Origin of the sequence: Micromonospora sp. NPDC049171, assembly GCF_040648275.1 — a bacterium.
Taxonomy (GTDB): Bacteria; Actinomycetota; Actinomycetes; order Mycobacteriales; family Micromonosporaceae; genus Micromonospora.
In genome coordinates, this window is record NZ_JBEZDJ010000022.1 from 138,688 (window position 1) to 157,577 (window position 18,890).

Genomic DNA, 18,890 nt, shown 5'->3' on the forward strand with positions numbered 1-18,890 from the left:
CTGCCCGGCCCGGCGCGCCCAGGGCGGCGGCGGCGTAACCGCGGTGGCGGGCCTGATCTGCGCAGGTGCTGGTCGAGTCACGGCGTTCCCCCGTAGTCGGCGGTGGTGTCGGCATTTCCGAGATCACCCTGCCCGGGCCGGCGTGACCCGCGAATCCCCCCGCGGAGGGAACCGCCTCCCCGTACGCGGGAGTGCCGCCGGGTGGCGCCGAGTTCGACACCGAAGGCGAGGCACTCGCCATGGCCAAGCGCCTGCTCGCCGCCGACGCGGGCGGCCAATGGCGCAAGCAGTCCGGCGACAGCCAGCCGCCACAGCACGCATAGCCCCCGGCTTGCGGTCCGCTGGCGCAAGCCCGCGGACCGCAAGCCAGGATCGTGGTCAGGAGCTACAGGTGTTGAGCATGCTCTGCAGGGCGGACTTCTCCGACGACTGCAGGGTCAGGCCCCAGTTGTACTTCACGGTGATCCACATCTTGCTGTAGGTGCACCGGTACGACGACAGAGGCGGCTGCCAGGTGGAGGGATCCTGGTCGCCCTTGGACTGGTTGACGTTGTCCGTCACCGCGATCAACTGGGGGCGGGTGAGGTCGTTGGCGAAGCTCTGGCGGCGGCTAGTCGTCCACGAGTTGGCACCCGAACGCCACGCCTCGGCGAGGGGCACGACATGATCGATGTCGACGTCGGAGGCCGCGGTCCAGGTGGCGCCGTCGTACGGGCTGTACCAGCGGCCCGAGGTGGCGGCGCAGGCGCTGTCGACGACGACGGAGGTGCCGTCACGTTTGAGGACCTGCTCGCGGGTGTTGCAGCTACCGCTGACCGTGATCCAGTGCGGGAACAAGTCCCGCGAGTAGCCGCTCGTTGAGCCCTGCGTCGCCACGGTCAGGGCGTTGAGCTGCGACTGCGCCGTCGCCTTCGACGGGATCCCGGGAGGTGTGGCGGACGCGGGCTGCGCGCTGACGCCGACCAAGGCGGCGACGGCGGCGAGAATGACTGCGCCGGCGTGGCGCGTGACGCGTGGAAAACGGGCAGAGACTCGGGTTACCCGCATAGGGGCCTCCTCGGCACTGGGTGGACGGCAACCGTCGCTGACGATCGTTGCCATCGAAGGACGTGTTGTGGAGGGGTAGGGAAGCAGCCGGGAAACTTTGAAGCGCTCTGCGGCTAACGTGCGGGCACGAGCCGGTCGGCTCATGAGAGTTCATGGCGGTGGGGCGAAACGACCGTCGCTCTACCGACGGCTCACACCCGGTTGTGTGTCCATGCCTGCACGGGTAGCCCGCTGCACCCGTACAGCTGGATGTTCGCGCCCGGCGACGGATTCCAGTCCTGGTCATCGAGGCACAGGTACGGGGCGATCCGGGGCACGATCTGCTGCAGGTTGCCGCCGAGCTGGACGACGCCCCACTGCTGCATGGGGCCATTCCAGCAGCCGTGCAGTTGCAACTGAGCGCCCGGGTACGCGTTGTTATACGGCAGGTCGAGGCAGCGAGGACTGCCGGCGGGGCTGTTGCCGTTGACGATGTAGAACCAGTCGACGCGGACGCTGTTGCCATTGTTCAGGTAGCTGTACGTGTAGTAGGTCGACTCGATGTAGTCGTAGCGCCACCGTTCCGGCGGCCCGCCGTAGCAGGTCCACTGCTGAATCCGGGCGCCGTCGTTGACGCTTCCGTAGGCGACATCGACGCAGTTTTGACTGTGTTGATTGACGACGGTGTAGGTATAGCCGGGCGATGCGGCGTTCGCGACGCCGGGCAAGATCCCGACGACCCCCGCTACGAGCAGCACGGCAGCGATCAATTTTCTCAACAGTTTGCCCTTTCCCTCTCATGGCACCTACGAACAGACCAAAGCGTGTTGCGTGCGTCAGGTGTCCGGCAACCGGTCCGGACGGATTGCCTTCGACAGGCGACAATTCGCTGGTCAGCCCTGCTACATTTCCGGTGTCAGCAGGTGTCCGGTGACGCCGGACACCCAGTGGATCGAGGGACGCTTGGACGAGACCACGGACCCGCGCGCCGAATTCGCCCGCAAACTGCAGGCACTGCGGCAGGCCGTAGGTCTTTCCGTGCGGCAACTCGAGAGCGAGAGCGAGCACACTCCGCGGCGGCGGAACGAAGACGTGATCCGGCTCAAGCGAGCCACGATCGCCGGGATGACGAGCCAGGCCCGTCCGGTCCGTCCCGAGCTCGTGAATTTCGAAGTGTTCGTCGACACCTGTCTGCGGGTCGCGGCCGATAAGAAGATCGCCCTTCCACCCGATCTCGCCGGCCGCGCCCATTGGGATGAGGCATATCGCGAACTCCGTGATCAGCTCGACCGGAGCAAGCGCCGTTCCACGTCAGGTTCCGCGACAACAGTCGCCGCGGAACCTGAACCCTCCACCGCGAACCAGGCGGATCCCGAGCATCCGAGGCACGACCCGGCAGAACAGCGGAAGCGCGTCTTCACCCGACGGCGGATCATCACGGCCACGCCGGCCGTACTGCTCGTGGCCGCCGGAGGCATCGCGACGCCCCGCTGGCTCCGCGGGTCGAAGCCCGCGGGCGCCGGCACCGCCGACGGCTACAACCCGGCCGGGAGGCTGCTCAGCGCGCCGACCGCCGTCGACAACCCCGTCTGGGCGACTGCAGTCGGCGTGCTGCTCGGCAAGCCCATCGCGGTTGTCGGGCGGGGTGACGGCACAGTGCAGGTGTGGGACCTGGCCGCGGGCACGGCGCTCAGTGGCCCCCTCCCGGGTCACGACAAACCCGTCTACTCCGTCGGGCTGCAAGGCCCGCTCGCTGTCTCGGCCAGCGCCGACGGCACGCTGCGGGCCTGGGACCTCACCCTCGACACTCCTCGGGGCGTCCGCATGGGCGACCCGCTCCCCGCCGGTGTCAACAGTGTCGCGCTCGGCAGCATCGATGGCAGGACCGTGGCTGTGTCCGGCGCCGACGACCGCACGGTGCGACTGTGGGATCCGGGCACACCCCGGCTGCCGGGAACGGTCGTCGGCGAGCCGCTCGAGTCGGAGGTGAAGAGCATCGCCGTAGGTGCCCTCAACGGTGTGCCGACTGCGCTGTCGGGCGGTGCCGACGGCACCATCCGGCTCTGGGATCTCCAGGCGCAGCGAGCGATCCGGCTGCTCGGCATGCACGCCGACGTCGTCGGGACCCTGGTGATCGGCCTGGCGAACGGTAAGACCATGGCCGTCTCAGGCAGCGAGGACGGTGAGGTACGGCTGTGGGACCTGACCCTGTCCAAGCCGTCGGGCACAACCCTCGGCCGGATTCGCAACGCGGTCAAGACGGTCGCCATCGGCACGATCAGCGGCCGGACCGTCGCCATCTCCGGGAACGACGACAACACCATCAGGATCTGGGACCTGGCTACCGGCGCCCCCTTCGGCGGCGGCCTCACCGGCCCGGAGCGCGGCGCCGAGGCAATCTCGATCGGCACGGTCGAGGGCAGGACCGTGGCCGTCTCCGGGCACTGGGACGGCACGATCTGGACGTGGAACCTGTGACGTGAGCAGGTGTCACTGCCGCTGTCAGGCTCAGGTCGACAGCCTTTGCAACGCGCTGCTGCAGGTACGGACGCACGAAAGTCTGCGGACAGCATTCGAGGCGCTCTCTCCTGACGCCCAAACCGCTTTGGCTGAAGGCAAAGCGTTGACCAACTGGGTGGTCGTCAAAAGCGGAGGGGAACCGTCCTCCTGAAGGCTGAGGAGCCGTCAGGCGTCGTATCGGAAGTGTGCCGGCGGACCGCCCTCCGGGCAGGCCGGGCGGGGCGTGTGCACACACTCGATCCAGTGGTCGCCGCCTGCGGGCACCTGGTAGGTCCGGGGTCCGGGTGCCGCGGTCGTGACAAAGCTCCGACCCCGGTTGGTCACCTCGACCCGCTTTCGTTTCCCAGCGACCACCAGGTCGAGTTCGAGAGTCCACTCCACCGTGCCGGTGGTGAACGCGGTCAGGTCGAACACCTCGGTCTCGCCCTTGGCGAGGGTGAACCCGAACAGTGGCCTGCGCCCCTCAATCAGGGTGCGGTAGCGGGCGGTCGGCTGGGGAGCGTCCAGGTCCATCTCGACGTCCCGTGGTTCGGCGGCTCCCTGCTGACCGCCGCAGCGCAGCTGCACACCGGCCGGTTCCGGAGTTTGGCTGCGCCGGATCACGCGGGCACGCAGGTTGTCGATCAGCACCCCCTGGTCGCCGGCGCCCTGCACGACGACGCGCACCCGGCTCACCTGGTGATCGACCGCACCGAGGGCGCGCGCCCAGTCGATCAGCGTCGCGCAGCCCACCGGTGGATCATCGGAGGGCTGGGCGTCCTTCGGCAGCACCATGGCGAACTCAGCGGTGCCCCAAGTGTCCACAGTGGCCGGATTCGCCACGACGTGTACCGCGACGACCTGCGGGTCCACCTGATCAACCCACCTGGGCACATAGATGCTCGCGAGGGCGGCTACCGCGGTGGCCAGCACGAACCACCAGGCCCGATGTAACGATCCCAGCACTCGACGCAGCCGCGGTACAGGCTGATCGCCGCCCGGTTTGTCCTGGTCCGCTGCCGGACGCCCGCCCCGGACCGCCTTCTTCCGGTCCGGACCGCTGGTGCCGCGCCGCCGTTTCGGTTTGCCGCCGCTCACGACCCGGACCCCTGCCACGAACCCGCCAGCTTGCCGTCCGGAACCGACCACACGTGGCCGTGCTCCGGGCCGGCCAGCAGCCAGCCGCCGTCTTCGGTGAACTCCAGCTCGGTGGGGTTCACGGCCGGTTTGGCTCCGGAGGCCACGGCCGGCACCTTCCAGTGTCCCACCTCCTGGGGAGGGCCCGGATCCCAGAGCGCCATTTCGTCGTTCAGGGTCAGGAATGCCACGTGCCGAGCCTGCCGGTCCACCGTGCTGGTCAGGGTGCTACCGCAGGCGCAGGGCCGCCACTGGAATGTCTGCCCGTCCGGCACCCAAACCAGGAAGCCTTCTTGACCGGCGATCACCACCCGCTTTCCGCCGTTGACCACGGCCAGCCCTGCTACGTCCAAGATGACACCCGGATCACTCGGGACCTCGATGCTCGGCGGAGGCGGCGAGACGATCTCACGGCGACTGTGCAGATCGTGGAGCCAGTAGCGACTGTTGTCCCGTTCATCGAACAGTTCGACCACCAGATGACCACTGTCGGCCGAAAAGCGTAAGTTGCCGGCGCGCGGCCGGGGTTCGCCGCCCGGCCGCTCCACCTCCTCGGGCAGGGGCAGCGCCGTGGGGTCCTTCGTGGTGAAGTCGTAGAGGACCACCGAGTCCGGTAGTCCGACCGCGAGGTATCGCCCGTCGGGAGAGAAGTCCATGCTGATCCAGGCGTCTGCGGCGCCGGTGCTGAACCGGTCGAACTCGGCACCGTCGGCGGTGGAGACAACCACCCAGTCGCCGGCCAGCCGTGCCTGATACTTCCCGTCCCGGGTGAGCTGGGCGCCGGCAAGCCTCCGACGGGCCAGGTCGAACTCAGGACCGGGCGGCGCCGCGCTGCTGACCGTCGGCTCGACGATCTGATCGGTGCCGTCCAGTCGGGTCGGCTCCGGTTCGGTGGTGCAACCGGCAAGCAGCAGACTCACCAGCCCGGCGAACATGGCCCGCGTTGGCCAGGCTCTCGCCGGCGCCCGGCAAGCCGACGGTGCCGCGCGCGGGGGATGACGCCGACCCGCCAGCGCGCCGACCCGCTCGGACAGCCGGAGCGGTTGGCGCGGGTCGCACACCGCCGCCGATTGCCACAGCACCAGTGCGCCCCCATCGATCCACTATGGCCACTCGTTTTGCTCAGGCATCCTATCCTCGGGCGGCGATTCGCCCGGATGGCAGAATACTGACAGCTCGCTGCTCGAGAGCGTTTCGCATGCCTGCCAGTCGGGTGGGTTGAAGGTACGGCGTTCTTGGCGGGCAGCGGGTCCGCCTCGGGTGAGGAGGCCGAGCATGCCGGCGATGGCGGCCCAGCGGATCATGCGCATCGATCAGGTCAGACGGGTACCGCCGGGCTCGATCCATGCCCGTCTACTTGCCGCGCCCAGCCCATCGATCGCACCCACTGTGCGACCCACCCGGCCAGCACACATCCCAAACACGCTCTCAGGGTGCAGCCATGGTTGATCGGCGTCAGGTGATGAACTTCCGCGTCCAGGCCCAACAGCTCGACCGGGACCACGGGACGCTCGCCGACACCGCCGTCCTGGACCTCGGCGTGCAGAACACCGGCCCGGACGGCGCCCGGTGGGCGCTGGCGGTGCGCGGGGTCGACGTGACGACGCTGTCCGACGGGGAAGTGATCCTGCTGTGGACCGTGCGCGGCGCACCCCACCTCTACCGCCGGGCCGATGTGGCGAAGGTGGTGGCGGCGGTCGAACCCTTCTCCGACGCCGACGCGGGCAAGCGCATCTACGACGCGTCCAAGCCGTTGAAGGCCGCCGGCATCGGCAACCTCGCGGCCCTCGACGAGGTGGCCGCCCGGATGCGGGCAGTCGTCACCACACCAACGGTCAAGGGAGAGGTCTCCGGGCGACTGGCCACGCTGCTGCCCGAGCCGTACCTGCGGTTCTGCCGGGCCTGCGACGCGACGCACCTCTACGAGATGCCGTTCCGGCTCGCCGCCGCGCGGGCCGGACTGGAGTTGCAGCTCGACACCTCACCGCCGGTCCTGCGGCGCATCACCGGGTTCGCGAAGGCAGCCGCACCGGGCGACCGATTCGACCTCATCCGCGCCTACCTTCGTCTGCTCGGCCCGGCCACCCCGAAACACGTCGCCGACTATCTCGACGCCTCCGTGCGGGACGTGCAGGCGCGCTGGCCCGACGACGTGATCGAGGTGCCGGTCGACGGCGAGGTGCGCTCGCTGCTGGCCGCCGACGAGCAGGCCCTGGTCTCGGCCGCTGGCGCGGGGACCCGGCTGCTCGGCCCGTTCGACCTGTTCCTGCAGGCCAAGGACCGGGCGACGCTGGTGCCGGACGCCGCTCGGGCGAAGGAGTTGTGGCCGACGCTGGGTCGTCCCGGTGCCGTCCTGGTCGACGGCGACCTGGTCGGCACCTGGCGTCCCCGCAAATCCGGCCGGACGTTCACGGTCGCCGTCCAGCCCTGGCACCGGTTCTCCGCCGCCACGCGTACGGCCGTCACCGCGCAGGCCGAACGCCTCGCCGCGCACCGCCGCGTGCCCCTCGGCGGCGTCGACTTCGGCAGCTAGCCAGCGGCCGGGCGGCTACTCCACCGTCCAGGCGATGGCGGGAGGGTGGACCCGAGCGCACACCGGGCCGCCGGTCGCGTCGGTCAGGCCGACCCGGCCGACCAGGACCCCGCTGCCCTCGTGCGCGGCGCGCAGCAGGGTGGTCGGGATGTCGGTGAACATCAGCTTCGCCCGGCGGAACATCGCGAAGCCGTCGACGCCCACCGCACCCCAGCTCAGATAGAGAAAGCGCGCGCCGGGACGCCCGTGCACCCACGGACCGCCGACGTCGAGCATCCCGTCGACCTCCCGGCTGGACACCTCGAAGCCCCAGGTCGCCGTCGCCGCGTCGGCCGGCACCTGGTCGACCACGTCGGCCTTGCGCTGAATCCCCACGTGCACGTTGCCGAGCCGCAGTGCGTCGGCCTGCGCGCCGGCGCGCCGCCCGGGGAGGTCGCTGCCGTCGATCCGGATCCGCATGCCCGCGACTCTAGGCCTGTGTCAGTGGTCGCGATCCGTTGAGCCCGAAGCGGGCGGATTCGCGCGGTCGTAGGCCTCCTGCGCCACCGACACGTCGCCGAGGTGGGTGATCGACCACTCCTCCAGGGCGCGCAGCGGCCCCCGCAGGGTGCGGCCCGCCTCGGTGAGCGTGTACTCCACGCGGACCGGAACCTCCGGGTAGACGGTGCGGCGCACGAGACCGTCGCGTTCGAGCCCGCGGAGGGTCTGGGTGAGCATCTTCTGCGAGACGCCCTCGACGCGTCGGCGCACCTCGGAGAAACGGACACTGCCGTCCCAGAGGGCGCCCACGATGAGCACCGTCCAACGGTCGCCGATGCGATCCAGGATGCGGCGAGTCGGGCAGTCCGCGCGGTAGGGGTTGCCCCGCAGCACCGACTCAGCCCCGGGGGTGGTTACCACAAAGTGCCTTCTTCCCGTTGGAGAGTTGCACTCGTACGGTAATCGCAACGCGTCGCCCGACGCCACCCCATCTCCTGGAAGGGCACCTCGTGTCTCGCATCACCGTCATCGGCGGCACCGGCTACGCCGGTTCGGCCATCGTCGCGGAGGCCGCCGCTCGTGGTCACCAGGTCACCTCGCTGAGCCGCTCGGCCCCCACGACGCCCGTCCCGAACGTGACCTACCGCCACGGCGACGCCACCGACGAGGCAACCCTCTCGGCGGCCGTCGCAGGCGCGGACGTCGTCGTGGCCGCACTCGCCCCGCGCGGCCCGCTGGCCGGCGTCTTCCGCGACGTCTACCGGGCCGTCGCCCGTCTGGCCGACGCCGCCGGCGTACCCCTGTTCGTCGTCGGCGGTTACTCGTCGCTGCGCCCGGCGCCCGGGGCGGACCGCTTCGTCGCCGACCTCAGCCACGTTCCGGCGGAACTCCACGACGAGATCCGCGCCGGGGCGGCGCTCATCATCGAGGACCTTCCGGCCACGCCCGCGACGCTCGACTGGGTCTTCGTGAGCCCGGCGCTCAGGTTCGGCGCATGGATGCCCAGCGAGCGACTCGGCCGTTACCGGCTCGGCGACGATGTCGCGGTCGCGCCCGAGGACGGCGGCGCGATCTCCGCCGCGGACTACGCGCTCGGGTTCGTCGACCTCATCGAGAAGGGCGAGCACCACCGGGCTCAGGTCAACCTCGGCAACTGAGGACGAGGTCAGCAGCAGCCGTCCCCCGGCCGGCGGGAACGCCCGATCTCCCGCCGGCCGGGGGGCACGGCGTGGAACACTGCGACGTGCCCTCGGTCGGTGTGCCCCCTGCTAATGCGGCGACGGGAGGCGCGTCGGCGTCCCGCGTGCGGAAGGGGCGGGGATGCAGCCAACCTGGCTCCTGACGCTCTCCTGGGTCTCGCTCGCGTTCGGGTTCCTCAGCTGCGCGATCGTCGTCGCCGACACCTATCTTCGCGGACACCGTCAGCCGGTCCGGGTCATGGAGATCGTCTGGCTGGTGACGGTCCTCTACGTCGGCCCGGCAGCCGTCCGCCTCTACTGGAACTGGGGCAGGCCGGAGGCGTTCGCCCAGCGGCGGCGGGAGGGCCAGCCGCGACGGCCGCGCCGGGGCATCGTCGTCACCCACGTGTCCCGCTGCGGCGCCCACTGCGCTCTCGGTTTCGTCGTCGCCGAGGTCGCCCTGTACGTCGTCAGGTCCGACCCGGCTCAGGAGACCCTGTGGGTCGACTACGCCGGGGACTACCTGGCGGCGGTGGCGATAGCCGTCCTCTTCCGGTACGTCGGCGCGCCCGGTCGCAGCGTCCGGAAGATCTGGCACGCGCTCTCCACGGTCGCCAGGGTCGAACTGCTGACCATCACCGTCTTCGAGGTGACGCTGTTCGTGTGGCTGACGCTCGCGCATCGCGTGGTCTTTCCCGAGCCACCCCTGCGACCCGACAGCCCGCTCTTCTGGTTCGCCGGCCAGTTGGGCCTGATCGCCGGCTTCGTCGCGGCGTGGCCCACCGCCTCCTGGCAGTTCGGCCGGGGGTGGAGACTCGAACCGCGCCGACTCCCCTACGACTGAACGAATCGTCGCCCGCCGCGCATCCCTGTCCGCGCGCCCGCGCCCATGATCGACTCCGCTTTCAGGAAGTCGGGGTGTCCGCGCTACCGGGACGCCCCGACTTCCGGGAACCACCGTAGGGTCGTCGCGGGTGACCCGCCGGAGACGAGGGGAACGATGATGGATTCCGCTGCGCGACGCCTGGCCACCGCGGTCGCCGCACTGTCGGCCCTGGTGTCGTTGGCGGCGTGCGGCACCGACGACGCCCCCGAGGCGCGCACCACACCGAGCACCGAGGTGACGCTGTCCCCGACGCCAGCCGCCGCGCAGGAGTTCCAGCGGCTGGAGCAGACGTTCGGCGCGCGCCTGGGGGTCTACGCCGTCGACACGGGCACCGGCCGCACGGTGGCACACCGCCCTGACGAACGATTCGCGTACGCCTCGACGTGGAAGGCCTTGGCCGCCGCCGAGGTGCTCGACGACACCACGGACGCCGAGCTCAACCGGGTGGTGCGCTACTCGGCTGGGGAGTTGGTGGCCCACTCCCCGATCACCGAGAAGCACGTCGCCGAGGGCCTGAGCCTGCGTGCCCTCGGCGACGCCGCCGTGCGCCACAGCGACAACACCGCCGGCAACCTGCTGCTGCGTCACCTCGGCGGCCCGCAGGGGTTCGAGACGAAGCTGCGTGCCCGAGGTGACACGGTCACCGACGCCACCCGCTACGAGACCGCGCTCAACGAGGCGACGCCCGGCGATCGGCGGGACACCAGCACCGCGCGGGCCCTGGCGGGCGACCTGCGCGCGTACACCCTGGGCGACGCCCTGCCGCCCGCGGACCGCGACGTCCTGCGCGGCTGGCTGCGCGACAACACCACCGGGGCGACGCTGATCCGCGCGGGCGTGCCCGCCGGATGGGTGGTCGGGGACAAGACCGGGACCGGAGGGTACGGCACCCGCAACGACATCGCCGTGCTCTGGCCGCCCGACCGGGCCCCGATCGTGCTCGCCGTGTTGACCAACCGCGCCACGAAGGACGCCACTCCCGACGACGCTCTTCTCGCGCAGGCCACCAGGGTGGTCGTCGCCCACCTCTGAGCGGCTGCCTGGTGGCCGCGTCGTGCCGGCGCGGGGATCGCCGTCCGGGCGCGGAGGCCGCGTGCCTATTCGGTGCCGTCGGCCGGCAGACGCTCGGGCAGCCCGAGCCGCGGGAACTGGTCATCGTGGAACGTGACGATCTCGGTGATCGCACCGCCGGTGACGCGCAGGACGTCGAGGGTCAACGGCAGGTACGCGCCCTCGTCCGCGCGCCACAGGTAGAACGCGACGGCCGGCTGCCGGTTCACCGAGGTCGCGACGCCGCGCAGGCCCCGCATGCCCTCGAACCCGTCCTCGACCCAACTCCTCACCACCGCGTCGCGCCCGACGGACAGGCCCGGGGTCGGCGGCATCGAGCAGCGGACGTCGTCGCGCAGCATCTTGGCGAGCACGTCGATGTCCGTGGCCACGGCGGCGTCGGTGAAGCGGCGCACCAACTCTCGCGTACCGGCGTCGCCCTCCCCACCGGTCCAGTCCTGCCGCTCGGCCGGCAGGTGCTCCCGCATCCCGGCACGGGCCCGCTGCAACGCGCTGTTCACCGAGTTGACGGAGTCCCCGAGAAGATCCGCGACGTCCTTCGCCGGCCACCCGAGCACGTCGCGCAGGATCAGCGCGGCCCGCGGGCGCGGCGCGAGGTGCTGCACCGCGACGACGTACGCCAACTCGATCGTCTCCCGCGCGACGGCGAGCGCCTCCGGCTCGTCCGCGCCACCCGCCGGCACCTCGTCGAGCAACCAATCCGGGTACGGCTGCAACCACCGCACCTCACCCCCGGTCGCGGGCTCCGGGCGGTGCTTGGCGAGCAGGTCCAGGGAGACGTTCGTGGCGATCCGGTACAACCAGGCCCGCAACGACGACCGCCCCTCGAAGGTCTCCCGCCGCCGCCACGCCCGCAGCAACGTCTCCTGCACCGCGTCCTCGGCGTCCTCGAACGACCCGAGCATCCGGTAGCAGTGCACGTGCAGCTCCCGCCGGTGCCGATCCGCCAACCCCGCGAACGTCCGCTCGTCGACCTCGCCCAACCCGTCCAGCCGCGTGTCCGCACTCATCACGTCATCCTTCCGTCTCGTCACGTCCCAGGTATGACGGGCGCGGGCGCGAAAACTCATCACCGGCGTCGGTCACGGTGCTCTGCCGGCCCGCTCCGGCCGTTGCGCCGCGGTGGCACCATCGGTGCGGTGAACGTTCGTCGGCTGGCGGCCATCGACATGTACGGCAGCCGGGGCACCACCCGTCGACGCTGGATCATCCTGGCCGAGTTCCTCGTCGGCGTGGTCGTCATGGTGACGTGGGGTGTCTGGCTGCTGGCGTCAACGGACGGCCTCGGCACCCGAGCACTGGGGCTGTGGCTGACCGGCGCGGGCCTCAACTACGCCCCGCTGTCCGCGTCCGCGATCGCGCTGATGCGCCCCGGCGCCCTGGACGCCGAACTGGCCGGCGCGTCCATCGACGGGGAGTTGCGCCGGTACACAGTCCTTCAGCTCTGGGTGTTCATCCCGCTCTCGCTCGTCGTGCTCGCCATCCGCGACGTGCTCGCCGGGCGGCGGGCACGGGGATGACGGCTGTCGCCCAGCCCTGACGAGCAGAGCGCACCTCCCGTCCCGCCCCCCGTGGACCGGTGCCGTGCGATACGGTCAGTTCGTGGTTCCGGTGGAGGCGGTCGCGGCTTCGTACGCCCGGTGGATCACGCCTCCGCTGCCGTTGTACGGCAACGACCACGAACGGTCCGACTTCGCTCCCTGATCCGCGCTGGCAGTTGCCCGTGGGTCCGTTCGATTCCTTCCCTCGCGCCGGGAGCGATGTCTCATGTCTTCATCCGGTATCCGGGTGGTCCTGCGTGCCCCGCAGGTGCTCTGGGTTCTGCTCGCCGCCCAGGTGGGTCGGCTGCCGTCGGCCTCCGGGCCGCTCGCCCTCCTGCTGTTCGCGCGGGAGTCGTTCAGCCTGGCCGCGGCCGGGTTGCTCGTCGCCGCGTACACCGCCGGGGTGGCGGTGGGAACGCCCCTGCTCGCCCGAGCGGTGGACCGTTGGCGTCAGCCACCGGTGCTGGGCATCTCGGCGGTCATGTCCGGCGTCGGGTTCGGCTTCGTGGCCACCGGTGCCTTCGGCGCGACAGGTGCCGCCGTCGGTGCCGTGGTCGCCGGGCTCGGCGCTCCCCCGCTGGAGGCCTGCCTTCGCTCGCTGTGGCCGGATCTGCTGCCCCCGGCGGCGGTGCCGGCCGCGTACGCGCTGGATGTCGCCGTACAGGAGGTGATTTTCGTGGTGGGCCCGCTCACCACGCTCCTCGCGGTGGCGCTCGGCGGGCCGGTCGCCGGGTTGGTCGTGGCCGCGCTGCTCCAACTCGCCGGGACCGCCGCGTTCCTCCGCGCTCCCGCCGTGCGGGCCTGGCGCGGGGTTCCGGCGGCGCGGCACTGGGCCGGTCCGCTGCGGGTGCCCCGGTTCGCGGCGCTGCTGGCCGGGGTGGTCGGCGCGGGGATGGCGGTCGGCGGCATCACGGTGGCGATCACCGCCTACGCGGAGGAGGCCGGCGACCGGCACCTGGCCGGCTGGCTGCTCGCCGTGCAGGCAACCGGTGCCCTGATCGGCGGCCTGCTCTACACCCGGGCCCGGCCCGCCGGAGCGTGGCGGCTGCCGCTGCTCACCGCCGGGTTGACCCTCGGCTATGTGCCGCTGCTGCTGACACCGCGCCCCACCCTGATGGCGGTGTTGCTGGCGGTCAGCGGTCTGGCCCTACCGCCGACGCTGACCGCCATCTTCCTCCTGGTGGATCAGCTCGCGGCGCCGGGCACCGTGGCCGAGGCGTTCGCCTGGGTCGCCACCGCGTTCACCATCGGCAGTGCCGCCGGCTCGGCGGTCACCGGTCTGGTGGTGGCGAACAGCGTCCGTCACGGCCTGGCCCTCGCCCCCGTTGCCGCGCTGCTCAGCACCATCGTCATGGTGGCCGTCGCCAGAAACACGAACCGCCCGAATGTCGCCACCGCCGACCACCACGACCCGCACCTAAGGCCTGTTTCATAAGAACTGGCCGCCCTTATGAAACAGGCCTTAACGCAACAGCGCTGAGACCATCGTGATCAGAGGGTCACACTGACTCCGGCCGCCTTGCACGCGGCGCTGACGTCCTTGCCGGCCTTCAGGAAGGCCGGGTTGTCGGCAGCGGACCCCGGGTCGGCGGCCGCCGCGGCCTTGGCCGCCTCGGCGCCGAACGGCTTGAGGGCCGTGGCCACCTTGCTGTCTCCGCCGGCCGAGGCCAGGGCGGTAGCCTTCGTGCCCAACTCGGTCAGGATCTTCTTGAAGTCCGCCGCCGTCGGCTCACCAGCCGTGACGATCTTCAACAGCTCGGCCCTCATCTCGTCGCTGGCCTTCTTCACCGACGTGCAGAGTTCCTTGTCGCTCGTGGCGCCGGCCGCGGCTGGCGACGCCGGTGCGGCGGTCGGGGAGGCCGCCGCTGAGGTCGCGGCGGCGGACGTGCTGGCAGACGGCGTCGATCCGGCGTTCGTCGCCGGTTCCGCGTCACCGCAGGCGGTCAGCGCGGTGGCAGTGGCAAGGATCAACAGCACGGAAGCAATTCGAGAGTGATTCACGGACGCGGACACTAATCGACGGGTAAGACATGATCAATTCGCACGGGACGATTCCGGCTATCACCGCACTTCTGCGCGTGGCGCGCCACCCCACTACGCGCGGGCGGGCGCCTGCCGTCGGCGGCGCCGCTTGAGCAGCTCGCGGATGACGACTCGAAGCGCGCCCAGGGTGAGCGCCAGCCCGCCGGCCGCCGGCAGAAACTCCAGGCCGCCTCGGGTCACCCACAACCGGCCTTCCAGCGGGGCATCCGGCGAATAGATCACCTTGACCCTGTCACCGTCGCGGTCGAGGGAGCCGCTGGGGGTGACCCGGAAGCTGGTGGCGACCTGCCGTCCGTCGGCGATGGCGTACTGGAACTCGTACCACGTTCCCTTGCGCTTCTCGCTGCGGGCCGACGGATGGGAACCGGTAAGCGTGCCCGTCGTGGTCACCTCCCTCGGTGAGCCGCGGTCGTCCCAGATGAAGGTGACGCCGATACCGGTCGCCAGGATTCCGACCAGGACGACCGTCAGTGCGGCCCGCAGCGACGAGACGCCTGAGGTGTCCCCGCGAAAGTCAGACATGGCCGAGAGAATAGCCACGGGCCACAAGCGACTGGTGGGCCGGCGCGATATGAGATGGCCAGCCGGCCGCGGGTGGTCTACCGTGGCCCGCCGTGCTCTTCAACGATCAGATAATCGGACAGGCCCTGGACCGGATCGAGGCAGGGTACGTCTTTCCCGAGAAGGTCGCGGACATCGACGCCGCGATCCGGCGTCGTCTCGCGGCAGGCGAGTACGACGACCTGGACGGGCCGGCGCTCTGCGCGACGGTGACCGCGCACCTCCAGCAGGTGTGCCCGGACAGGCATCTGCGGCTGCTGTGGGCAGACCAGCCGCAGTCGCTCGATCCGGCGGACGCCGACGGCGGGCGGGCCGCGTTCCTCACGCTGCTCCGGGCCGAGAACCAGGGCATCCGTCGGGTCGAGCACCTGGCCGGCAACGTCGGGCTCATCGACGTGCGGCGCATCGCGTACGCCGACGAGGGCGCCGCCGCGATCGGCGCGGCCATGCAACTGGTCGCCCTCAGCGCCGTGCTCATCCTGGACCTACGCGCCTGCTCCGGCGGAGCACCCGAGGGCGCCGCGATGTGGTGCAGCTACTTCTTCCCCGACGATCAGGTGCACCTCAACGACTTCTACGAACGGTCCACCGGCGCCACCCGCCAGTTCTGGACGACCGCGCACCTTCCCGCGCCGCGCTACACGGACCGCCCGGTCTACGTACTCACCAGCGCGATGACGTTCTCCGGCGGCGAGGACGTGGCGTACACCCTGCAGGCGCACGGTCGGGCTGTCGTCGTCGGTGAGACGACACGTGGCGGCGCGCATCCGACGGCCCGCCATCCGGTCACCGAACACATCCTCGTGACCGTGCCGACCGCGCGGACCATCAACAGCGTCACCGGCACCAACTGGGAGGGTGTCGGCGTGCTCCCCGACGTGCCCGTCCCGGCAGAGCAGGCACTGGACACGGCGCTGAAGGCCATCTCGGCCCCATAGACAGATTGGCGCGGCGGCATCCGGTGACGCCGCCGCGCCTCACCCGGGCTGCTGGATGGTGCGCACGATCCGGGCGAAGCCCTCCTGGCCGTGGCCGGCGTCGACCTGGTGGCGGATGAGGCGTTGCACCATGGCGACCACGTCCGTGCTGATGCCCTGGTCCCGGCTGGCGGCGAGAATGTCGCCGAGATCGGAGAACTCCAGGCTCTGCTGCCCCGGCACGGTGTAGTCGCCGCCGTCGACGACCGTCGCGAACCTCGGGAAGGCACCGGTCATGGCGGACAGCCAGGGTGCGGCCAGCGCGGCGAACTCCGTGGCGCTCACGCCGGACGGCGCGACCATGGCGACGCCGTGGAGGAATCCGGCGAACATGACGTACATGCCGGCGAGCAGGGCCAGGTCGTACAGCGACGCCAGGCCGGGGTCCGCGCCGAAGTAGGTGCTGGTCCCCCATGTGTCGAGCAGCGGCCGGTACGTGTCGAACGCGGCGGCGGACCCGCTGTAGAGGATCGACGAGCCGGGCTGGCCGATCATGGCGGGGACGGCCATGATGCCACCGTCGAGGTACGTCACGCCGACATCGGCGGCCCACGCGGCCAGCTCGCGCGCCTGCTCCGGCGTCGTCGTCGTCACGTTGACCAGGGTCCGGCCGGCCAGGTCGCCGGCCAGCGGGTCGAGCACCTCGTGGACGGACGCGTGGTCCAGCAGGCAGACGACGACCAGTTGGCCGGCGCGGACCGCCTCGGCGGCCGTGCTGGCCGGGATCGCGCCCTGGGCGACGAGCGCGCTCGCCCTGTCGGCCGAGCGGTTCCAGACCGTTGGCGGGTGGCCGGCCCGCACCAGGGCAGCCGCCAGGGCGCTGCCCATCGCCCCCAGCCCGAGGACGCTCACCGGAAGGTCGTGCCGTGTGTCCATGCTTCTGATCCCCTCGTGATGTCGGTCGAGGAAATCCTTTCCGCTGCCGATAGGGTTGACCAGTACCGACAATGTAGTGCGGTACTTACCTTCTGGTAAGTCCACCCTGGAGGGCTGATGGCGGCGGCAGCGCGAAGCGGTCCGTATTTCTGCGGCATCGACGCGGCGATGGACGTCGTCAGCGGCAAGTGGAAGTCGCTGATCCTCTGGGAGCTGCACCACCACGGGGTTCGTCGGTTCGCCGAGCTGCGGCGGGGCCTTCCGGGCGTCAGCGAGAAGATGCTGATCCAGCATCTGCGCGAGATGGAGGAGGACGGGCTCGTGCACCGCGAGGTCTACCGCGAGGTGCCGCCGAAGGTCGAATACTCACTGACCGACGACGGGGTCTCCCTCAACGCCGCGCTGGCCCCGCTTGGCGCGTGGGGCACCGACCGCATCCGACGAATCGGCGCCGACAAGATCCCGATCAAACCCTAGCCACGAAAGCCCTGGTAGACCCGCCAACAGCCCCAGCCGATGGCGGCGAAGCAGGCGATCCGCACCGCGAGCAGAATCGGCAGGCCCCACCGGCCCTGATCGACGAGCCAGTCGCGCAGCCCCCAGAAGAGCGCGGTGAACACGACAGCGGCCACCACCACGACGACCAGGCCGGTCACCACCCGCACCCAGTGGCGGATCCGCACAGCCCGGGCAACGTCGCGGTCGCCGTCGCCCCCTGCCATGCCGGTCAGCCTAGGTCCGGCACACAACGTCCGCTCCCCCTCCCCGCATCGCTGACAATGAGGTCGAATCCCGTCAGCCTCACGATCACCCAGTGCCGGGCAGGTCGGTTGCGGGGCATGGATACGCTTCGTTGTCACGGGGTGACCGGTGCAGCAGCCAGTGACGAGGAGCAGCCGATGACACCTCGACCGTGTACGGACGGCACGATCCAGCACCTGTCCGTGGATCTCGACGACGAGGCCGGCGGGGACGGCGGCCAGACGGGTCTCACGCTGTGTTCGACTCCGCAGCGTCCGGTCTGGGGCAGTGACCAGTGGGCGATCGACATCGCCTACGAGATGCATCGCAGTGACAGTCGCGTGGACATCGCCGCGTTGCCGCCGTGCGTGGAGTGTGGGCGGGTGGCGCAGTTGCTGGCCGACCCGGACACGGCGCCGCCGCTACACCGGAGGACTCCCCGGCCGGAGGTCGCCTCCGGGTTCACCGGCGAGGAGATCCGCGGCATCCTGCGCACCGACATCGCCACCGGCGCCTCGCTCGGCCGGCGGGCCGCCGTACATCTGCTGACCTTCACCACGGTCCCGGACCAGCCGGGCTTCGGTGACCTCGTGCGGATCCTGGATCTGCCGTGGGACATGGGTGACACCGTGCGGATGGGGCAGGTCACCGACTGGGCGGCGGTGGTCGACTTCGCGGCGGCCGCCGACGTGCCGGACCGGGACCGGCAGTTGGTCGCCGTGGCCGCGAGCCTCGCCGGTGGGCCGCCGGTCGGCCTCGACGCCGCCGTCAGCTTCGTCGACGATCCCACCGCGGCCCGGCGGGTGATCGAGGCGATCGTGATCGCCACAGGTCACGGCGACCGGTGGCAGCTCACCGAGAGCCCGGCCCCGAGCGCCCACGCCTGACCGGGGGTCACCGGCAGCGTCGCGCCCACACCGAGCCTCAGCTGGGCGGCGACGGACACTCCAGGACCGCGATCGAGTTTCCGGCGAGCAACCCCAGGTGCGGGTGCCCGGAGAAGATCTGCACCGCCTCGTCGTGCGAGGCCGCTTCCACGATGGTGTACGCGGTCAGGGCGTCGGTGAAGTCCTCGACGCCCCGTGCCGTGACCAGCTTCTTCGCGTTCAGGGGAGCACCGGGGTCGACGATGGCCTTCTCGTTGGCCTGCGCCCAGGCCGCCCACGCGTGGCGAAACTCGGCCTGCCGCTGGTCGCTGAGGTCGACCCTGTCGGCCTCACCAGCCGCGCCGTTGAAGAGCGCAAAAAGGGCCTGTTTCACAAGGGCGGTCGAGCCGAGGCGGAGTCCGGGCGGCGATCCGGCAAGGCGCGGTTTCGTCCGGATACCGGTGTCGTATCCGGA

22 protein-coding genes are annotated in these 18,890 nt (G+C 70.8%); 10 read left to right on the forward strand and 12 right to left on the reverse strand.

Going from position 1 to position 18,890, the window contains the following annotated elements; genetic code table 11:
- Positions 1-378: 378 nt before the first annotated feature.
- Both AB0B14_RS26055 and AB0B14_RS26060 read right to left on the reverse strand, forming a co-directional pair.
- On the reverse strand, positions 379-1,047 hold the full coding sequence (locus AB0B14_RS26055) for an HNH endonuclease family protein (protein ID WP_357074314.1): 669 nt from the start codon (positions 1,045-1,047) through the stop codon (positions 379-381).
- A gap of 191 nt (positions 1,048-1,238) precedes the next feature.
- On the reverse strand, positions 1,239-1,805 hold the full coding sequence (locus tag AB0B14_RS26060) for an RICIN domain-containing protein (RefSeq protein ID WP_357074317.1): 567 nt from the start codon (positions 1,803-1,805) through the stop codon (positions 1,239-1,241).
- A 61-nt stretch (positions 1,806-1,866) separates the two neighbouring features.
- On the opposite strand from AB0B14_RS26060, the gene AB0B14_RS26065 reads away from it, so the two are divergent.
- Positions 1,867-3,504, forward strand: a complete 1,638-nt coding sequence (locus tag AB0B14_RS26065; RefSeq protein ID WP_357524693.1) for a hypothetical protein — start codon at positions 1,867-1,869, stop codon at positions 3,502-3,504.
- Positions 3,505-3,711: 207 nt separating this feature from the next.
- Here AB0B14_RS26065 and AB0B14_RS26070 read toward each other — a convergent pair whose 3' ends face one another.
- A complete protein-coding gene (locus AB0B14_RS26070) occupies positions 3,712-4,491 on the reverse strand; it encodes a hypothetical protein (RefSeq protein WP_357074322.1) in 780 nt (259 codons plus the stop codon).
- A gap of 128 nt (positions 4,492-4,619) precedes the next feature.
- A complete protein-coding gene (locus AB0B14_RS26075; RefSeq protein ID WP_357524695.1) occupies positions 4,620-5,582 on the reverse strand; it encodes a hypothetical protein in 963 nt (320 codons plus the stop codon).
- A 521-nt stretch (positions 5,583-6,103) separates the two neighbouring features.
- Here AB0B14_RS26075 and AB0B14_RS26080 point away from each other — a divergent pair.
- The gene (locus AB0B14_RS26080) at positions 6,104-7,195 is read left to right on the forward strand and encodes a winged helix DNA-binding domain-containing protein (protein ID WP_357524697.1); all 1,092 of its coding nucleotides are present in this window, start codon (positions 6,104-6,106) and stop codon (positions 7,193-7,195) included.
- 15 nt (positions 7,196-7,210) lie between these two features.
- Here the strand turns inward: AB0B14_RS26080 and AB0B14_RS26085 are convergent, their stop codons facing one another.
- Complete coding sequence (locus tag AB0B14_RS26085; protein ID WP_357074331.1) at positions 7,211-7,654, reverse strand: DUF5990 family protein; 444 nt, start codon at positions 7,652-7,654, stop codon at positions 7,211-7,213.
- Between the two features lie 21 nt (positions 7,655-7,675).
- Entirely contained in the window at positions 7,676-8,095 is a 420-nt protein-coding gene (locus AB0B14_RS26090) for a helix-turn-helix domain-containing protein (RefSeq protein ID WP_357074334.1), read from the reverse strand.
- A gap of 89 nt (positions 8,096-8,184) precedes the next feature.
- Here AB0B14_RS26090 and AB0B14_RS26095 point away from each other — a divergent pair, with 89 nt between their 5' ends.
- The 3 genes from AB0B14_RS26095 to bla all read left to right on the forward strand — a co-directional run bounded on the left by AB0B14_RS26095 (position 8,185) and on the right by bla (position 10,771).
- Positions 8,185-8,832 (forward strand): NAD(P)H-binding protein, encoded by a 648-nt coding sequence (locus AB0B14_RS26095; protein WP_357524699.1) that lies wholly within the window; start codon positions 8,185-8,187, stop codon positions 8,830-8,832.
- Between the two features lie 163 nt (positions 8,833-8,995).
- Positions 8,996-9,697: a DUF4396 domain-containing protein gene (locus tag AB0B14_RS26100; protein ID WP_357524701.1), complete on the forward strand. Its 702-nt coding sequence runs from the start codon at positions 8,996-8,998 to the stop codon at positions 9,695-9,697.
- Between the two features lie 159 nt (positions 9,698-9,856).
- Complete coding sequence (bla, locus tag AB0B14_RS26105) at positions 9,857-10,771, forward strand: class A beta-lactamase (RefSeq protein WP_357524717.1); 915 nt, start codon at positions 9,857-9,859, stop codon at positions 10,769-10,771.
- A 65-nt stretch (positions 10,772-10,836) separates the two neighbouring features.
- On the opposite strand, the gene AB0B14_RS26110 is transcribed toward bla, so the two are convergent.
- Entirely contained in the window at positions 10,837-11,820 is a 984-nt protein-coding gene (locus AB0B14_RS26110) for an RNA polymerase subunit sigma-70 (protein ID WP_357524703.1), read from the reverse strand.
- A gap of 129 nt (positions 11,821-11,949) precedes the next feature.
- Here AB0B14_RS26110 and AB0B14_RS26115 point away from each other — a divergent pair, with 129 nt between their 5' ends.
- Positions 11,950-12,330 (forward strand): hypothetical protein, encoded by a 381-nt coding sequence (locus tag AB0B14_RS26115; RefSeq protein WP_357074346.1) that lies wholly within the window; start codon positions 11,950-11,952, stop codon positions 12,328-12,330.
- Between the two features lie 247 nt (positions 12,331-12,577).
- Complete coding sequence (locus AB0B14_RS26120) at positions 12,578-13,786, forward strand: MFS transporter (protein WP_357074349.1); 1,209 nt, start codon at positions 12,578-12,580, stop codon at positions 13,784-13,786.
- A 56-nt stretch (positions 13,787-13,842) separates the two neighbouring features.
- On the opposite strand, the gene AB0B14_RS26125 is transcribed toward AB0B14_RS26120, so the two are convergent.
- Both AB0B14_RS26125 and AB0B14_RS26130 read right to left on the reverse strand, forming a co-directional pair.
- Positions 13,843-14,352, reverse strand: a complete 510-nt coding sequence (locus AB0B14_RS26125; protein WP_357074352.1) for a hypothetical protein — start codon at positions 14,350-14,352, stop codon at positions 13,843-13,845.
- Between the two features lie 93 nt (positions 14,353-14,445).
- The gene (locus AB0B14_RS26130; protein WP_357074355.1) at positions 14,446-14,916 is read right to left on the reverse strand and encodes a DUF3592 domain-containing protein; all 471 of its coding nucleotides are present in this window, start codon (positions 14,914-14,916) and stop codon (positions 14,446-14,448) included.
- Between the two features lie 92 nt (positions 14,917-15,008).
- On the opposite strand from AB0B14_RS26130, the gene AB0B14_RS26135 reads away from it, so the two are divergent.
- The gene (locus AB0B14_RS26135) at positions 15,009-15,893 is read left to right on the forward strand and encodes a S41 family peptidase (protein WP_357524705.1); all 885 of its coding nucleotides are present in this window, start codon (positions 15,009-15,011) and stop codon (positions 15,891-15,893) included.
- 39 nt (positions 15,894-15,932) lie between these two features.
- On the opposite strand, the gene AB0B14_RS26140 is transcribed toward AB0B14_RS26135, so the two are convergent.
- Positions 15,933-16,808, reverse strand: a complete 876-nt coding sequence (locus tag AB0B14_RS26140; RefSeq protein WP_357074360.1) for an NAD(P)-binding domain-containing protein — start codon at positions 16,806-16,808, stop codon at positions 15,933-15,935.
- Between the two features lie 117 nt (positions 16,809-16,925).
- On the opposite strand from AB0B14_RS26140, the gene AB0B14_RS26145 reads away from it, so the two are divergent.
- The gene (locus AB0B14_RS26145) at positions 16,926-17,285 is read left to right on the forward strand and encodes a helix-turn-helix domain-containing protein (RefSeq protein WP_357074363.1); all 360 of its coding nucleotides are present in this window, start codon (positions 16,926-16,928) and stop codon (positions 17,283-17,285) included.
- On the opposite strand, the gene AB0B14_RS26150 is transcribed toward AB0B14_RS26145, so the two are convergent.
- Positions 17,282-17,530 carry a hypothetical protein gene (locus AB0B14_RS26150; protein ID WP_357074366.1) on the reverse strand — a complete coding sequence of 83 codons (249 nt, stop codon included), beginning with the start codon at positions 17,528-17,530 and terminating at the stop codon, positions 17,282-17,284. The two genes, AB0B14_RS26145 and AB0B14_RS26150, sit on opposite strands and share 4 nt — an antisense overlap.
- 177 nt (positions 17,531-17,707) lie before the next feature.
- On the opposite strand from AB0B14_RS26150, the gene AB0B14_RS26155 reads away from it, so the two are divergent.
- Positions 17,708-18,436, forward strand: a complete 729-nt coding sequence (locus AB0B14_RS26155; RefSeq protein ID WP_357074369.1) for a hypothetical protein — start codon at positions 17,708-17,710, stop codon at positions 18,434-18,436.
- Between the two features lie 37 nt (positions 18,437-18,473).
- On the opposite strand, the gene AB0B14_RS26160 is transcribed toward AB0B14_RS26155, so the two are convergent.
- The coding region (locus tag AB0B14_RS26160; RefSeq protein WP_357524707.1) for a hypothetical protein at positions 18,474-18,890 on the reverse strand (417 nt) is incomplete at its 5' end.